Source organism: Blastomonas sp. AAP53, assembly GCF_000331245.1.
Classification (GTDB): Bacteria; Pseudomonadota; Alphaproteobacteria; order Sphingomonadales; family Sphingomonadaceae; genus Blastomonas.
The window spans coordinates 561,139-574,576 of sequence record NZ_ANFZ01000006.1; the positions used below are offsets into that span (position 1 = coordinate 561,139).

Here is a 13,438-nt window from a genome sequence, read left to right on the forward strand (position 1 = left end):
TACAGCCCGCCGGGCAGGAGTGAGTCATCGTGCGCGAAGCATCGCTGGGCCAGAACCGCATTGCCGAGCGGTACATCGTCAACGGGCTGTCGGTCGATGTGGAAGAGTATTTCCAGGTCGGCGCATTCGAAAACACCATCGACAAGGGTGAATGGGACGGCATTGCCAGCCGGGTAGAGCTCAACACCGGCGCAGTGCTGGACCTGTTCGCGCGCTGCGGCGTGAAGGCCACCTTCTTCACCCTGGGATGGGTGGCGCACCGCTACCCTGCGCTGATCCGCCGGATCATCGCCGAAGGCCACGAGATCGCCAGCCATGGCTGGGATCATACCCGCGTGTTCACGATGACGCCGCAGCAATTCGGCGAGGATATCGACCGTGCCCGCAACGCGCTGGAAGATGCCGGCGGCGTGGCGATCAAGGGCTATCGCGCACCCAGCTTCTCGATCGACCAGCGCACGCCCTGGGCACACCCGATGCTGGCCGAGCGGGGCTATGCCTATTCGTCGAGCGTCGCGCCGATCGCGCACGATCATTACGGATGGCGCGCGGCACCCCGCTTTGCCTTCCACCCCGTCGAAGGATCGAGCCTGATTGAACTGCCGGTGACCACCGTGCAACTGGGCGAGCGCCGCTTTGGTGCAGGCGGGGGCGGGTTCTTCCGTATCCTGCCCTATGCGCTGTCGCGCTGGGCGCTGCGCCGGGTCAACCAGACCGATGGCCAGGCTGCGATCTTCTATTTTCATCCGTGGGAGGTCGATCCTGACCAGCCCCGCGTCGCAGGTGCGCCGCTCAAGTCTCAGGTGCGCCATTACACGCAGCTGGGTGCGATGGCGGGCAAGCTGACGCGGCTCACGCAGGATTTCAGCTGGTGCCGAATTGACGAGATCGCGCTGCCGCTGGCGGCGGGGCGGCTGTGATGCTGCATTTCGTTCCGCCCGTTTCGGCGGCACCCGCCATCCGCATTGTTCAATTGGCCGACCCGCAGGAGCGCGCGCGGCTGGAGAGCTGGCTGGCCGCACATCCGCGCGCCACCGCGTTCCATCGACCCGCATGGGGCGAAGCGATCGCCTCGGCCACCGGGCATGACTATCTGGCGCTGATTGCCAAGGATGCGCCCGGCGCGATCACCGGTTTTCTGCCGCTGCATGCGGTGCATTCGCCCTTGTTCGGGCGGGCGATGGTTTCTGCGGGCTTTGCCGTCGATGGCGGCATATTGGCCGATGACGATGCCAGCGCAGCGGCGCTGGCGGATGCCGGTTGGCAGCTTGCCGAACGCTACAGCGCGCCGACGCTGGAACTGCGCGGCGGCTGGCTGCCCGATGATCCGCGCTGGACGATCAAGTCGAACGCGCACGCCGGTTTTGCCGCCGATCTGGTTGCCGACGGCCCCGATGCCGATCGGAAGCAGCTCGAATGGGTGCCCCGCAAGCAGCGCGCGGAGGTCCGCAAGGGCCTCGCCAACGATCTGGTTGTGCGCACCGGCGCCGGCGCGCTCGACCGCGCGCAGCATTACGCGGTGTATGCCGAAAGCGTGCGCAACCTTGGCACGCCGGTGTTCCCGCGCACGCTGTTCGATGCGGTGCTCGACGCGTTTGGCGACGATGCCGATATCCTGACCGTGCTGCATAATGATGTGCCGGTGGCCAGCGTTCTCAGCCTCTATCATCGCGGCACCGTGATGCCCTTCTGGGGCGGTGGCGTGTGGGCTGCGCGCGGGCTGCGCGCCAATGACATCATGTATTATGCGCTGATGAACCATGCGCGCCGGCGCGGGTGTATACGCTTTGATTTCGGCCGGTCGAAGGTTGGCAGCGGCCCGTTTGCGTTCAAGAAGAACTGGGGCTTCGAGCCTGCGCCGCTCAGCTATGCGGTGCGCAACGCCGATGGCCAGCCGCCGCGCGACGTCAACCCGCTGAGCCCCAAATACCGGCTGCAGATCGCGCTGTGGCAGCGGCTGCCGCTGGGCATCGCCAACCGGCTGGGGCCGTGGATCGCGAACGGGCTGGGCTGATGGGCGAACTGCTGTTCTTGGCGCACCGCATTCCCTTTCCGCCGGACAGGGGAGACAAGATCCGCTCCTGCGCCATGCTCAAGGCGCTGGCTGCGCGCGGCCCGGTGCATGTCGCGACCTTCGGCGAGACCGATGCGGATATGGCCGCGGAAGCCGAACTGGCGAACGTGGCCGCAAGCCATCTGCTCGTCCGCCGCACCATATCCAATCTGCGCGCCGGGCTGAATGCGCTGCCCAGCGGCAAGCCGGTATCGCTGACGGCTTTTGACAGCCGGGACATCCACCATTTTATCAGCCGGCTGCTGGCGACGCGGCCGATCGATACGATCTTCGTGTTCTCCGGCCAGATGGCGCAGTTCATTCCGCCAAGCTTTGCCGGACGGGTGGTGATCGACTTCGTCGACATGGATTCAGCCAAGTTTGCCGCCTATGCCAAAGCAACCAGCGGGCCGATGAAGCTGGTTCACGCGCGCGAGGCGCGTCTGCTGGGGGCGTTCGAGCGCGAAATGGCTCAGCGGGCGCAGCTCAGCCTGTTCTGCAGCCCCGCCGAGGTGGCCGAGTTCCAGCTGGGGCTGGGCGATCGCCACGTCCGGGTGGACTCGGTGGTCAACGGCATCGATACCGTGTTTTATGATCCTCGGGGCGTGGCAGCCGCGCCTTATGCGGGGCAGGGTGGGCCGCACATGGTGTTCACCGGCCAGATGGATTACGCGCCAAACATTGATGCGGTCGTGCATTTCGCGCGCCATGTGCTGCCACTGATCCGCGCACATCACCCCGATGCACGTTTCCATATCGTCGGGCGCAATCCTTCGGCAGCGGTCAGCGCGCTGGCCGATCAGCCAGGCGTTGCCGTGGCAGGCGCTGTCGATGACATCCGCCCCTGGATCGCGTCTGCCGATATCGTGGTTGCGCCGCTGCGGATTGCGCGCGGTATCCAGAACAAGGTGCTCGAAGCGATGGCGATGGCGCGCCCTGTGGTGGCTTCGTCTGCCGCAGCCGAAGGCATCGAGGCAACGCACGGCGAGCATTTCTGCGTCGCGCGCGATGACGCTGCGATGGCTGAGGCGGTGTGCGGGCTGGCCGCTGATCCCGCCCGCGCCAAGGCGATGGGGCAGGCGGCGCGCGAGCATATGCAGCGCCACTATCAATGGGAGGCGCAGCTTGCGCCGCTGCTGGACTGGCTCGACCAGCCGCCCGCGCTGATGCCGAGCGCAGCCTGATGGCAACGCTTGCTGCTGACCATCCCGATGCCGCCAATCCCTTGCCGGTGAGCCCTGCGTGGCGCACCGCGCTGATCCGGCTGGGCATCGCCTGGGCCATCATCCTGGGACTGTTCGCGCGCGACGCAGGCGACATGGTGATGATCTGGTGGGACAGTTCCACCTTCAACCACATCCTGCTGATCCCGTTCATCCTGGGCTGGCTGGTGATGCAGCGCGCGGACGAGCTGAAGCACATCACGCCTTCGTTCTGGGCGCCCGGCCTTGCCGTGATGGCAGCGGCCGCAGGCGGCTGGGTGCTGGGTGAGGCCGCTGGCGTTGCCGTCGCGCGGCATCTGGCGCTGGTCATGTTCCTTCAGGGCAGCACGCTCGCACTGCTGGGGCCGCATGTCGCGCGCGCGCTGCTGTTTCCCCTGGTCTATGCGCTGTTTCTGGTGCCGGTGGGCGAGGAACTGGTACCGCCGCTGCAGGTCATCACCGCCGATATCTCGATGGTGTTGTTGAGTCTCGCGGGCATTCCAGCGCATATCGAAGGCGTGTTCATCTCCACCCCCACTGCGCTGTTCCGGGTGGCTGAAGCCTGTTCGGGGGTGAAGTTCCTGGTTGCCATGGTCGCCTATGGCGTACTGGTGGCCAATGTCTGCTTCAAAAGCTGGCCGCGCCGCTTTGCCATCATCGCCGTGGCCATCGTGGTGCCGGTGCTGGCCAATGGCCTGCGCGCCTTTGGAACCATCTATATCGCCCACCATCACGGGCTCGATTTCGCGGCCGGGTTCGATCACATCTTCTACGGCTGGATATTTTTCGCCATCGTGCTGCTGCTGGTGATGGGAATCGGCTGGCGGTTCTTTGACCGTCAGGTGGCTGATCCCTTCATCGAGCCAGAACTCGCTGATCGGCTGGCCATCGCATCGCGCAACGTTTCCGGCAACGCCCGCGTGGTGATCGCTGCAATGGGTCTGCTGCTTGCCGTCCCCATCGGCTGGGCTTTGCTGGGGTTGCCCGCACCCGCCGCCCTGCCTCAGCGCGATGGCCTGCCACAGATCGCTGGCTGGCAGCGCGAGACCTTTTCTCCCGTCAGCCCCTGGATGCCGCGCGCTGATGGCAGCAACCGTACCATGATCGCCAGCTATGTGCGCGGTGGCCAGCGTGTCGATGTGTATGCCGCACTGTACGATGGCCAGTCCGAAGGGCGCGAAATCACCGCCTACGGCCAGGGCGCGCTGGACCCGCTGGCCGCATGGTCATGGGTCGAGAGTGGACCGTCCGTTGGCGATGGCAAGGCTGACGTCATTACCGGCCCGGGCAGGGCGGTCCGTGATGTCGCCACCTTCTACCGCGTCGGCGATATCGTGACCGGCAGCAATCTGGCGATCCGCCTGGAATCGCTGAAAGCACGGCTGCTGCGCCGCAGCCAGAGCGCGATGATCCTGATCGTCAGTGCCGAGCGGGGCGGGGACGGATCGGCACGCCCGGCCATCGACGCGTTGCTGCGAGACGCAGGCGGGGCGAGGGCGCTGTCCGATACTGTGCTGGCGGGGGGCTGAACGGTCATGTGCGGCATCGCCGGTATCTTCCACCTCGAAACGGCCAAGCCGGTCGATCCTGCGCGCATCCGGCTGATGACCGATGCGATGCTGCATCGCGGACCGGACGGCAACGGCTGCTGGACCGCGCCTGGCGTCGGGCTGGGGCACTTGCGGCTGTCGATCATCGATCTGGAAGGCAGCGCGCAGCCGATGCTGAGCGAGGACGAAGCCTGTGTCCTGACCTTCAACGGCGAGATCTACAATTTCCAGGAGGTCCGCGCCGAGCTCGCCGCACTCGGCCACCGCTTTCGCACCTCGGGCGATACCGAGGTGATCCTGGCCGCGTGGCGGCAATGGGGCGAGCGTTGCCTTGATCGGTTGAACGGCATGTTCGCCTTTGCGCTCTACGACCAGCGTCAGCAAAGGCTGTTCATGGCGCGCGACCGGCTGGGCGTGAAGCCGCTGCATTATGCCAGCCTGCCAGATGGCAGCGTGATCTTTGCCTCGGAACTGAAGGGGCTACTCGCGCACCCGGCGCTGCGCCGCGCGCCCGACCCGCAGGCGGTCGATGACTATCTGGCGTTCGGCTATGTCCCCGATCATCGCTGCTTCGTCGCGGGGGTGAAGAAGCTACCCGCCGGGCACTATCTGATGCTCGAGCGGGGCAAGCCGCTGCCCGAGCCGGTTCAGTACTGGGACGTCGATTTTTCAGCCCGCACGCGTGTGTCGGTCGCCGATCTCCAGGCCGAGCTGCTGCACCATATGCGCGAGGCGGTGGCATCGCGGATGGTCGCCGACGTGCCGTTGGGAGCATTTCTTTCGGGCGGCGTGGACAGCTCGACCGTGGTCGCGCTGATGGCCGAGCGCAGCACCCAGGCGGTCAAGACCTGCAGCATCGGATTCGATGTCGCCGAACTTGACGAGAGCGACTATGCGCGCCGCATCGCCGAGCGCTTCGCGACCGATCATCGCAGCCGCACTGTCTCGCCCGATGACATCGCGATCATCGACCAGGTTGCCGCGCAGTTCGACGAGCCCTTTGCCGACGCCTCGATGCTGCCGACCTTCCGCGTGTGCCAGTTGGCGCGCGAGAGCGTGACCGTGGCCCTTTCGGGAGATGGCGCGGACGAGGCGTTTGCAGGCTATCGCCGTCATGTCTTCCATCACGGCGAAGAGCGGGTGCGGGGCATGCTGCCTCAGGGTTTGCGCGGGCCTCTGTTCGGCGGACTGGGCGCATTGTACCCCAAGGCGGACTGGGCGCCGCGCCCGTTGCGCGCCAAATCGACTTTGCTCTCGCTCGCGCGGACGGGGGCCGAAGGCTATACCGATGCGGTTGGCGTGACCGGCTATGACCAGCGCCAGTCGCTCTATTCGGACAGCCAGCGTTCCGCGCTGGGCGGCTATCGCGGCGAGGATCACATGATCGCGCTGATGGCAGGTGCACCGGCGCGCTCGGGCCTGGATGCTGCGCAATATGCCGACATGAAGCTGTGGTTGCCCGGCGACATCCTGACCAAGGTCGATCGCACCAGCATGGCGGTCAGCCTGGAGGCGCGCGAGCCGCTTCTCGACTACCGGCTGATCGAATTTGCCGCAACGCTGCCCGAGGCGATGCGCGTGCGCGGCGGACAGGGCAAATGGCTGATGAAACGCGCGATGCGCGGCACTCTGCCCGACGATATCCTCTACCGTCCCAAGATGGGTTTCGTCAGCCCGATCGCGCAGTGGTTTCGCGGGCCGCTGGCCGATCAGGCGCGCGCCATCGCAAGCGGATCGGCGCTGGCGCGCAGCGGCTGGTTCAACACCGCGCGACTGAGCGATATCGCAGAGGCGCACATTTCAGGACGCAGCGACAATGCGCGGCTGCTGTGGCAATTGTGGATGCTCGACAAGGCGCTTGACCGGGTGTTCTGACCCGCCGTCAGAAATTCACCGTCATCTGCCCATAGGCATAGCGCGTGTCGCCGAAGCCTGTGGCATTGGGTGCATCGTCGAGCAGACGATCGCCGGTCATGATCGCGGTGCCAGCTTCCAGCCGCAGCCGTTTTTCGATCAACCAGTGGCCCAGCCGGACCTCCAGCAGATGCCCGGCAAAGCGGCCCGATTGTCCTTGCGGATCAACCGGGCCCGCGTTGCCGAAACGGTCGCGGCGATCGTGGACCCATGCGGGCCGCCACAAGGCCATCGCATCCCAGCGCGGGGCGGGGCGAACTTCGGCGCGCACCCCGGGCGATATGATGTTGGTCCGCGCGAGGGCACCGAAGAGTCCGCTGGGGCCGAACTCCCATCGGCGCGCGCCGAACAGCGTATCGAACCGGGTAAAGCTGGCGCTGCGCGGATCATCGCCACTGGCGATATCGAACAGCACGGACAGGCGCGGCTTGCCCGGCAGGTCGGGGCTGTAGCCGAGTTCGGCATGGCCGAAAAACGCCCGGACATCCTGACGTGCTGCACCTGGCGCGACGGACTGCCGAATGGTGCCTGTCTGCACCGCGCCCTCCATGTCGATATCCCAGCGTCCGAGTGCTGGCGCGCGATGGAGCCTGGCACCCCAGGTGATCAGGCGCCGGTTGCGGGTCGGACCGTTGTCGCCATCGCGCTCGTTCAGCCCGAACACATTGGTCTGCAGCGTGATGCCGTCGAACAGATCGGGCCGCGTGTAATGCGCGCCCCAGAACGTCAGGTCGAAGCTTTCACGATCCCAGCGCACGCGGTTGTCGACAAGATCGGCACGCGCGCTGGGAAGCCGGGTGTGCGGCAGGACATAGAACGCTGTGAGCGTGTCTTCGGCTTGACCATGCCAGTCGACCCTGACCCCGGTGAAGCTGTTGATGGTGTTGCGAAACGCATTGCGCGCCGCCAGCCGGCGCGAGCCGAGATTGAGATGCAGCCGTCCGGCGGTCAGTTCGAAAGGGCCATGGCGGTAGCTTATCGACGCACGGCTGAGCTCGAACGCATTGACCTCGCCGGTGCTTGCTGCGCCTGGCGCATCGATCAGGTAACCGCGCGCATCGACGAGCTCGGCCGACAAATGCCACGGACCACTGCGATAATCCGCGACGATCAAAGTCTGCAGGGTGATCGCGTCGTCGCGCGGTGGCAGGCCGGGGCGGTACTGGGCTTCCAGCATTTCATAACGCAGCCGATAGCTCCCGGAGAGTGTGAGACCGTTATCCGCTTCGGACTGCGCGTGCGCTGGCGCTGGCGCTGCAATCAGCGCCGCTGCTGTTGCCATTCCGCTTAACGCTGCTGTGCGCACGAACATTCCCCCGAAGATCATGCGGCGGGAAGCGACCATGGGACCGAAGCGCCGACAGATCAGGCCGCGAGTGCAGGCTCGACCGGTTCGGTGCTGGCGATCCATCCGCCGCCCAGCACCCGGCTACCGGCGTACAGAACGGCGGCCTGTCCGGGCGCGACGCCATATTCGGGCTGAAGGAAAACCAGACGGCGGTTTGCACCGGTGCCCTCGATCCGCGCCGCGGCGGGCTTGGCCAGCGACCGGACCTTGACCTCCATCGGGCCTTCATAGTCATCGCCGATCCAGTTCATGTCGACAATCTCGGCTGCACCGATGGCCAGTGCGGCGCGGGGTCCGACGATCACACGGCGCGTGGCAGCATCGATCTTCACGACATACAGCGGCTCAGGCTGGCCGCCGATCTCCAGCCCCTTGCGCTGGCCGATGGTGAAATGGATCAGGCCCTTGTGCTCACCCAGCGTGCGGCCATCGACATGCACGATGGCCCCGCCGGTATCGGCATCAGGGCGTACCTTGCGCACCACGGCGGCATAGTCGCCATCGGGGACGAAGCAGATATCCTGGCTATCGGGTTTCGCCGCGACCACCAGGCCCATTTCCTGCGCCAGCGCGCGGACTTGCGGCTTGGGGAGGTCGCCCAGCGGAAAGCGCAGGAAATCCATCTGGTCGTCGGTGGTGGCGAACAGGAAATAGCTCTGGTCGCGCGCAGGGTCATGCGCGCGGTGGAGTTCTGCCCGGCCCGTGCTGCCGATCATGCGGCGGACGTAATGACCGGTGGCCAGGCAATCGGCCCCCAGATCGCGCGCCATCTGCAGCAGATCGGTGAACTTCACGCCCATGTTGCACTGGATGCAGGGAATGGGGGTGCGTCCGGCCATATATTCGTCGGCGAAACGATCGACCACGGACTCGCGGAACCGGCTTTCGTGGTCGAAGACATAATGCGCGATGCCAAGGCGATCGGCGACCGCGCGAGCATCGCGAATGTCCTGCCCGGCACAGCACGAGCCCGCGCGTTTGACCGCTGCGCCATGATCGTAAAGCTGCAGCGTGATGCCGATCGTCTCGGCACCCGTTGCGGCGGCAAGCCCGGCAACGACAGACGAGTCGACACCGCCCGACATGGCCACGACGATTCGTCGCGTCTTCATGTCGCCATCGAGTTGAAAACCGGAGAAGGGCTGTGCCTGCATGGCGTGCATGTAGCGCTGGCGGCACCTTTCTGCCAGCCCGATGCGGCAATTTTTTGCAGCAGCCCAAAGCCGCAAAACACCCGAAATCCTTGGGTTTAGACCGCAGTGTTATCAGCAATTAACCAAGTCTAATCAGCGATGAAGGGCACTTTTACCTGCTCTTACGGTTTGGCTGGTACACCGTTGGCCATGGATATGAACTTTCCTCATGACGCGGTCGGTCAGGCTCGCAGCGGCGCGGCAAGGCTGCGCACGCTCGATATGGATATCCTGCGTGCGCTGGCCTCTACGCCCATGATGGCGTGCATGGGGCGCAGACCCCTGGTGGTCGAATCGCTCGATCCGGATCAGGCGATGACCAGCTGGATGGCGGGGCTGGCGCGCGCCGATGGCGTGACGCCGGGAAGCTTCAACAGGCACTTTGTCGATGCCCTGAACCAGCTCGCCCCAGCGGAACAGATTTGTGAAAGTGGTGTTTACCATTGTGCTTCAGGCAATCGAAAAGCGGCCGGGTTAGACAGTCCCCACGCGCATTTGTGCACGAACCAGGCCTTTTGAGGACGTGATGATCGAAAATCAGAAAATCAAACCGGCACAGGTCATTGGTCCGCTAGGCGAACCCTTGACGCTGGATAACCTGCCGGCGCCGGGCACCAAGCGGTGGGTGGTACGCCGCAAGGCGGAAGTGGTGGCGGCCGTCAATGGCGGTCTGCTGACCATCGACGAAGTTTGCGAACGCTATGACCTCACGCTCGAGGAGTTCGCTTCGTGGCAGCGCGCCGTTGACCGATCGGGCATGCCCGGTCTGCGCGTCACGCGCATCCAGCATTATCGCGACCTCTACGAACGCCAGCAGCGATATTGAACGACCCGCTTCGGCGAACGAAAAAGGGGTGCGATCCGGTTGTGGATCGCACCCCTTTTTCGTTTGGGTGGTCAGTCGAGCGCCAGAACGGCGCTGCAGCTGGTTTCTTCTCCCGCGCAACCTGCACGGGAGAAGCGGAATTCATTCAGCGGCGGCAGCCTCGACGTCGCCCGATTCTGCGGCCTTGCGACGCGGAGCGGCCCGGCGCTTGGGCTTGGGAGCCTCCGCATCGGTCTTGTCTTCGGCAGGCACGCCAATTGCCGGCGGCAGGATCATCGGATCAAGGCCATTGCTGGCTTCAGCCTCGACCGCACGGGGCGGACGTCCGCGGCCGCGCAAGATGCGGCGGGGCGCGCCAGACTGATCCTCGGTTTCTGTTGCAGGCGTTGCAGCGGGGGCCGGGCTGGGGGCAGGGGCCGGAGCAGCGGCACGCGGTGCCTGCTCCTGGCGATCGCTGCGCGGACGGCCCTGGCGTTCCTGGCCCTGGCGTTCCTGGTTCTGGCGATCCTGACCCTGACGTTCCTGGCCCTGGCGTTCCTGATTGTCTTCGCGGGGACGACGCTCGCGCCGTCCTTCATTCTGACGACCCTCGCTCTGGCGACCTTCGTTGCGCTGGTTGCCGTTGCCGCGATTGCCGCGGTTGTCGTCCTGATCGTCGCCGTCATCGTCCTGGCCGCTGCGGGCCGAAGCTTCGTCCGACTGATCCTGCGAATAATTGCGCGGGCTGGGGCTCGAGTTGAAGCCCATATCGTCATCGTCATCGGCATAATCGCTGCCATTGTCGCGATTCTGCTCTTCACGCGGACGACGGTATTCGTCCTGACGGGCACGGTTGTCGGCGAGCACGCGGAAATAATGATCGGCAAATTGCAGATAATATTCGGTGGCCACACGGTCACCGTTCATCTGCGCATCGTGCGCCATTTTCTTGTATTTCTCGAGCATCTGCGTCGCATTGCCACGCGCGCGGCTATCGATCCGGTTGCCCTGATCCATGCCGCCGCTGCGGCCACTGGGCTGCGGACGATTATTGCCACGGCCGCGACGACGGCTCGTTCCACGATTGTTGTTCAACGTTGACGCTTCCTTATCAGTCGCAAGTTGCCTGCGTGTCCTCTGCGCGTCCGTGCGGCCCGTCGCCAAAAGGCGCGCCGCGCGTCCCAAGCCTTTCATCCGCTTTGAGTGGCTGTGATAAGCTGCCCGAAATAGATGATTGGGGTCAGCAAGCGTGATGGGCCTAGTGCCTAGCATCACCTCTCCTGCTTCTGCGGTGGTAGCGGCTCGCCAAGGGCTTGCCAAGCGAAATATCAGGCAGCGCGCTGCGGGCGCAATATCAATGCGCGATCGTGTCCGGCGAGATCCTTGCAGCATTGTGCATCAAAGCCCGATGCCTCTGCCAGCGCGACAACGGCGGCGGACTGGGTCGATCCGATCTCGAACACCGCCACGCCGCCCGGCGCCAACAAGCCGGGCAGGGCAGGGATGAGGATGCGATAATCGTCCAGCCCGTCTGGCCCGGCGAACAGTGCGCTGTGCGGTTCGTGCTGCGCGACCTGCGGCGCCAGCGCCGCGTGGGTCTCGACATAGGGTGGATTGGCAAGGATCAGGTCGAACGGCGCCTGCAGCGCTTCGATCCAGCCTGTGGTACGCCAGTCCGCCAGTTGCAGCTGTGCGCGGTCGGCCAGACCGGTGGCGACCGCATTGCTGCTGGCGATCGCAAGCGCTGCTGCACTCGCGTCAATTCCGGTGCCGCGTGCCAGTGGCCAGTGCGAAAGTGCCGCCAGCAGCAGCGCGCCAGAGCCAGTGCCCAGGTCGAGGATCCGGGCAGGCGGATGGTCCTGAAACGCTGCGATCGCCGCCTCGATCAGCGTTTCGCTATCCGCGCGCGGGATCAGCACGCCGGGCGATACGGCCAGCGTCAAAGTCCAGAAATCCTGCCGCCCCAGAATGTAGGCGACCGGTTCATGGCCGAGGCGGCGTTGCAGGAGCGCATCGAAATGCGGCGGTGCATCATCGCGCATCCGCCCCAGCAGCATCGCGCTGCGGGTGATGCCGAGTGCCTCGGACATCAGCAGTTCCGCATCCAGCCTTGGGGTGTCGGACACCGCCGCCAACGCCTCTGCGGCCTGGCGCAGCGCCTCGTTGACGATCATCGCTGCAGATGCGGGGATCCCGCGGTCGTTGTATCTCGCCTAACGTGCGTTGGGTTCACCCCAATGTTTCCATATTCGCAAGGCGGTCCGCCTGATCCTGCGCGGTCAGCGCATCGATCAGTTCATAAAGCCCTTCCCCTGCCAAAATCTCGTCCAGCCGGTGCAGCGTGAGGTTGATGCGGTGATCAGTCACTCGACCTTGCGGGAAATTGTAGGTGCGGATGCGTTCCGACCGGTCGCCGGAGCCGACCATCGACTTGCGCGCGTCTGCCTCGGTCGCTGCGACCTTGCTGCGTTCCAGTTCATACAGCCGCGCGCCCAGAACCTTGAGCGCCTTGGCCTTGTTCTTGTGCTGGGACTTTTCGTCCTGCTGCGTCACCACGAGACCCGAGGGCAGGTGGGTGATGCGCACCGCGCTGTCGGTGGTGTTGACATGCTGCCCACCCGATCCCGACGCGCGGTAGACATCGATGCGCAGATCGTTGTCGTTGATCTGGATGTCGACCGCCTCGGGTTCGGGCAGCACGGCCACGGTGGCGGCAGAGGTGTGGATCCGTCCGCCGCTCTCGGTTTCGGGAACGCGCTGGACGCGGTGCACGCCGCTTTCGTACTTCAGCTTGGCGAACACGCCCGCGCCGTTGACCGACGCGATCACTTCCTTGAAACCACCGACATCGGACGGGCTGGCAGAAATGATCTCGATCTTCCAGCCGCGATCTTCGGCGAAACGGCTGTACATCCGCAGCAGGTCACCTGCGAACAGCGCGGCTTCGTCGCCGCCGGTGCCGGCGCGGATTTCGAGCATGGCGGGCCGCATGTCGGCGCTGTCACGCGGCAGGAGCTTGAGCGCCAGAGTCTGCTCGGCAACGGGAAGCCGCTCGCGAATACCGACCGATTCGCCTGCCGCCAACGCCACGATGTCGGGGTCGGACGCGGTATCCGCGATCAGGCCTTCGAGCACCTCAAGCTCGGCGCGCAGGCGGCGCACCTCGGCGGCAGCCCGTGCGACCGGCTCGAGTTCGGCATAGTCCTTGGCCATCTGCACGAATTCTTCGCCATCCAGCGTGCCGGACGACATCCGCGCCTGGATCTTGCCGAATCGTGCCTCGATCTGCGCAATGCGTTCACCGGAAATCCGGGTCATTATTGTTCTCCCCCCAACCTGCTGCACGGTGAGGGCGAGCAGGCGACTTTCGGCG

At 65.2% G+C, this 13,438-nt stretch carries 12 protein-coding genes; 7 read left to right on the forward strand and 5 right to left on the reverse strand.

Going from position 1 to position 13,438, the window contains the following annotated elements:
* Positions 1–29: 29 nt before the first annotated feature.
* Genes D618_RS0105670 through D618_RS0105690 form a run of 5 tightly spaced genes read left to right on the forward strand, consistent with a single transcriptional unit; the run spans position 30 to position 6,680 of the window.
* Positions 30–920, forward strand: a complete 891-nt coding sequence (locus D618_RS0105670; RefSeq protein ID WP_017670530.1) for an XrtA system polysaccharide deacetylase — start codon at positions 30–32, stop codon at positions 918–920.
* Complete coding sequence (locus D618_RS0105675; RefSeq protein ID WP_051041269.1) at positions 920–2,014, forward strand: FemAB family XrtA/PEP-CTERM system-associated protein; 1,095 nt, start codon at positions 920–922, stop codon at positions 2,012–2,014. Before D618_RS0105670 ends, D618_RS0105675 begins: the two co-directional genes overlap by 1 nt.
* Entirely contained in the window at positions 1,990–3,237 is a 1,248-nt protein-coding gene (locus D618_RS0105680; RefSeq protein ID WP_017670532.1) for a TIGR03087 family PEP-CTERM/XrtA system glycosyltransferase, read from the forward strand. Before D618_RS0105675 ends, D618_RS0105680 begins: the two co-directional genes overlap by 25 nt.
* A complete protein-coding gene (gene xrtA, locus D618_RS17755) occupies positions 3,237–4,784 on the forward strand; it encodes an exosortase A (protein WP_017670533.1) in 1,548 nt (515 codons plus the stop codon). Before D618_RS0105680 ends, xrtA begins: the two co-directional genes overlap by 1 nt.
* A 6-nt stretch (positions 4,785–4,790) precedes the next feature.
* Positions 4,791–6,680: an XrtA/PEP-CTERM system amidotransferase gene (locus D618_RS0105690; RefSeq protein WP_017670534.1), complete on the forward strand. Its 1,890-nt coding sequence runs from the start codon at positions 4,791–4,793 to the stop codon at positions 6,678–6,680.
* Between the two features lie 7 nt (positions 6,681–6,687).
* Here D618_RS0105690 and D618_RS0105695 read toward each other — a convergent pair whose 3' ends face one another.
* Positions 6,688–8,064, reverse strand: coding sequence for an alginate export family protein (locus D618_RS0105695; RefSeq protein ID WP_026091345.1), 1,377 nt, complete (start codon positions 8,062–8,064; stop codon positions 6,688–6,690).
* Positions 8,065–8,084: 20 nt separating this feature from the next.
* On the reverse strand, positions 8,085–9,221 hold the full coding sequence (mnmA, locus tag D618_RS0105700) for a tRNA 2-thiouridine(34) synthase MnmA (RefSeq protein ID WP_017670536.1): 1,137 nt from the start codon (positions 9,219–9,221) through the stop codon (positions 8,085–8,087).
* Between the two features lie 138 nt (positions 9,222–9,359).
* Here mnmA and D618_RS0105705 point away from each other — a divergent pair, with 138 nt between their 5' ends.
* Positions 9,360–9,779 carry a hypothetical protein gene (locus tag D618_RS0105705; protein WP_152414541.1) on the forward strand — a complete coding sequence of 140 codons (420 nt, stop codon included), beginning with the start codon at positions 9,360–9,362 and terminating at the stop codon, positions 9,777–9,779.
* Positions 9,780–9,786: 7 nt separating this feature from the next.
* Entirely contained in the window at positions 9,787–10,086 is a 300-nt protein-coding gene (locus D618_RS0105710; protein ID WP_017670538.1) for a DUF1153 domain-containing protein, read from the forward strand.
* Between the two features lie 141 nt (positions 10,087–10,227).
* On the opposite strand, the gene D618_RS0105715 is transcribed toward D618_RS0105710, so the two are convergent.
* From D618_RS0105715 to prfA, 3 genes are all read right to left on the reverse strand, one after another.
* Entirely contained in the window at positions 10,228–11,160 is a 933-nt protein-coding gene (locus tag D618_RS0105715) for a DUF4167 domain-containing protein (protein ID WP_026091346.1), read from the reverse strand.
* Positions 11,161–11,393: 233 nt separating this feature from the next.
* Positions 11,394–12,239 (reverse strand): peptide chain release factor N(5)-glutamine methyltransferase, encoded by an 846-nt coding sequence (gene prmC / locus D618_RS0105720; RefSeq protein WP_017670540.1) that lies wholly within the window; start codon positions 12,237–12,239, stop codon positions 11,394–11,396.
* 55 nt (positions 12,240–12,294) lie between these two features.
* The gene (prfA, locus tag D618_RS0105725; protein WP_017670541.1) at positions 12,295–13,383 is read right to left on the reverse strand and encodes a peptide chain release factor 1; all 1,089 of its coding nucleotides are present in this window, start codon (positions 13,381–13,383) and stop codon (positions 12,295–12,297) included.
* Positions 13,384–13,438 lie beyond the last annotated feature (55 nt).

Excerpts from the sequence above, each read along its gene's own strand:
- prmC (WP_017670540.1), bottom strand. The coding sequence starts at position 12,239 with ATGATCGTCAACGAGGCGCTGCGCCAGGCCGCAGAGGCGTTGGCGGCG.
- D618_RS0105695 (WP_026091345.1), bottom strand. The coding sequence starts at position 8,064 with ATGGTCGCTTCCCGCCGCATGATCTTCGGGGGAATGTTCGTGCGCACA.
- D618_RS0105675 (WP_051041269.1), top strand. The coding sequence starts at position 920 with ATGCTGCATTTCGTTCCGCCCGTTTCGGCGGCACCCGCCATCCGCATT.
- mnmA (WP_017670536.1), bottom strand. The coding sequence starts at position 9,221 with ATGCAGGCACAGCCCTTCTCCGGTTTTCAACTCGATGGCGACATGAAG.
- D618_RS0105710 (WP_017670538.1), top strand. The coding sequence starts at position 9,787 with ATGATCGAAAATCAGAAAATCAAACCGGCACAGGTCATTGGTCCGCTA.
- D618_RS0105690 (WP_017670534.1), top strand. The coding sequence starts at position 4,791 with ATGTGCGGCATCGCCGGTATCTTCCACCTCGAAACGGCCAAGCCGGTC.
- D618_RS0105705 (WP_152414541.1), top strand. The coding sequence starts at position 9,360 with ATGAAGGGCACTTTTACCTGCTCTTACGGTTTGGCTGGTACACCGTTG.
- xrtA (WP_017670533.1), top strand. The coding sequence starts at position 3,237 with ATGGCAACGCTTGCTGCTGACCATCCCGATGCCGCCAATCCCTTGCCG.
- prfA (WP_017670541.1), bottom strand. The coding sequence starts at position 13,383 with ATGACCCGGATTTCCGGTGAACGCATTGCGCAGATCGAGGCACGATTC.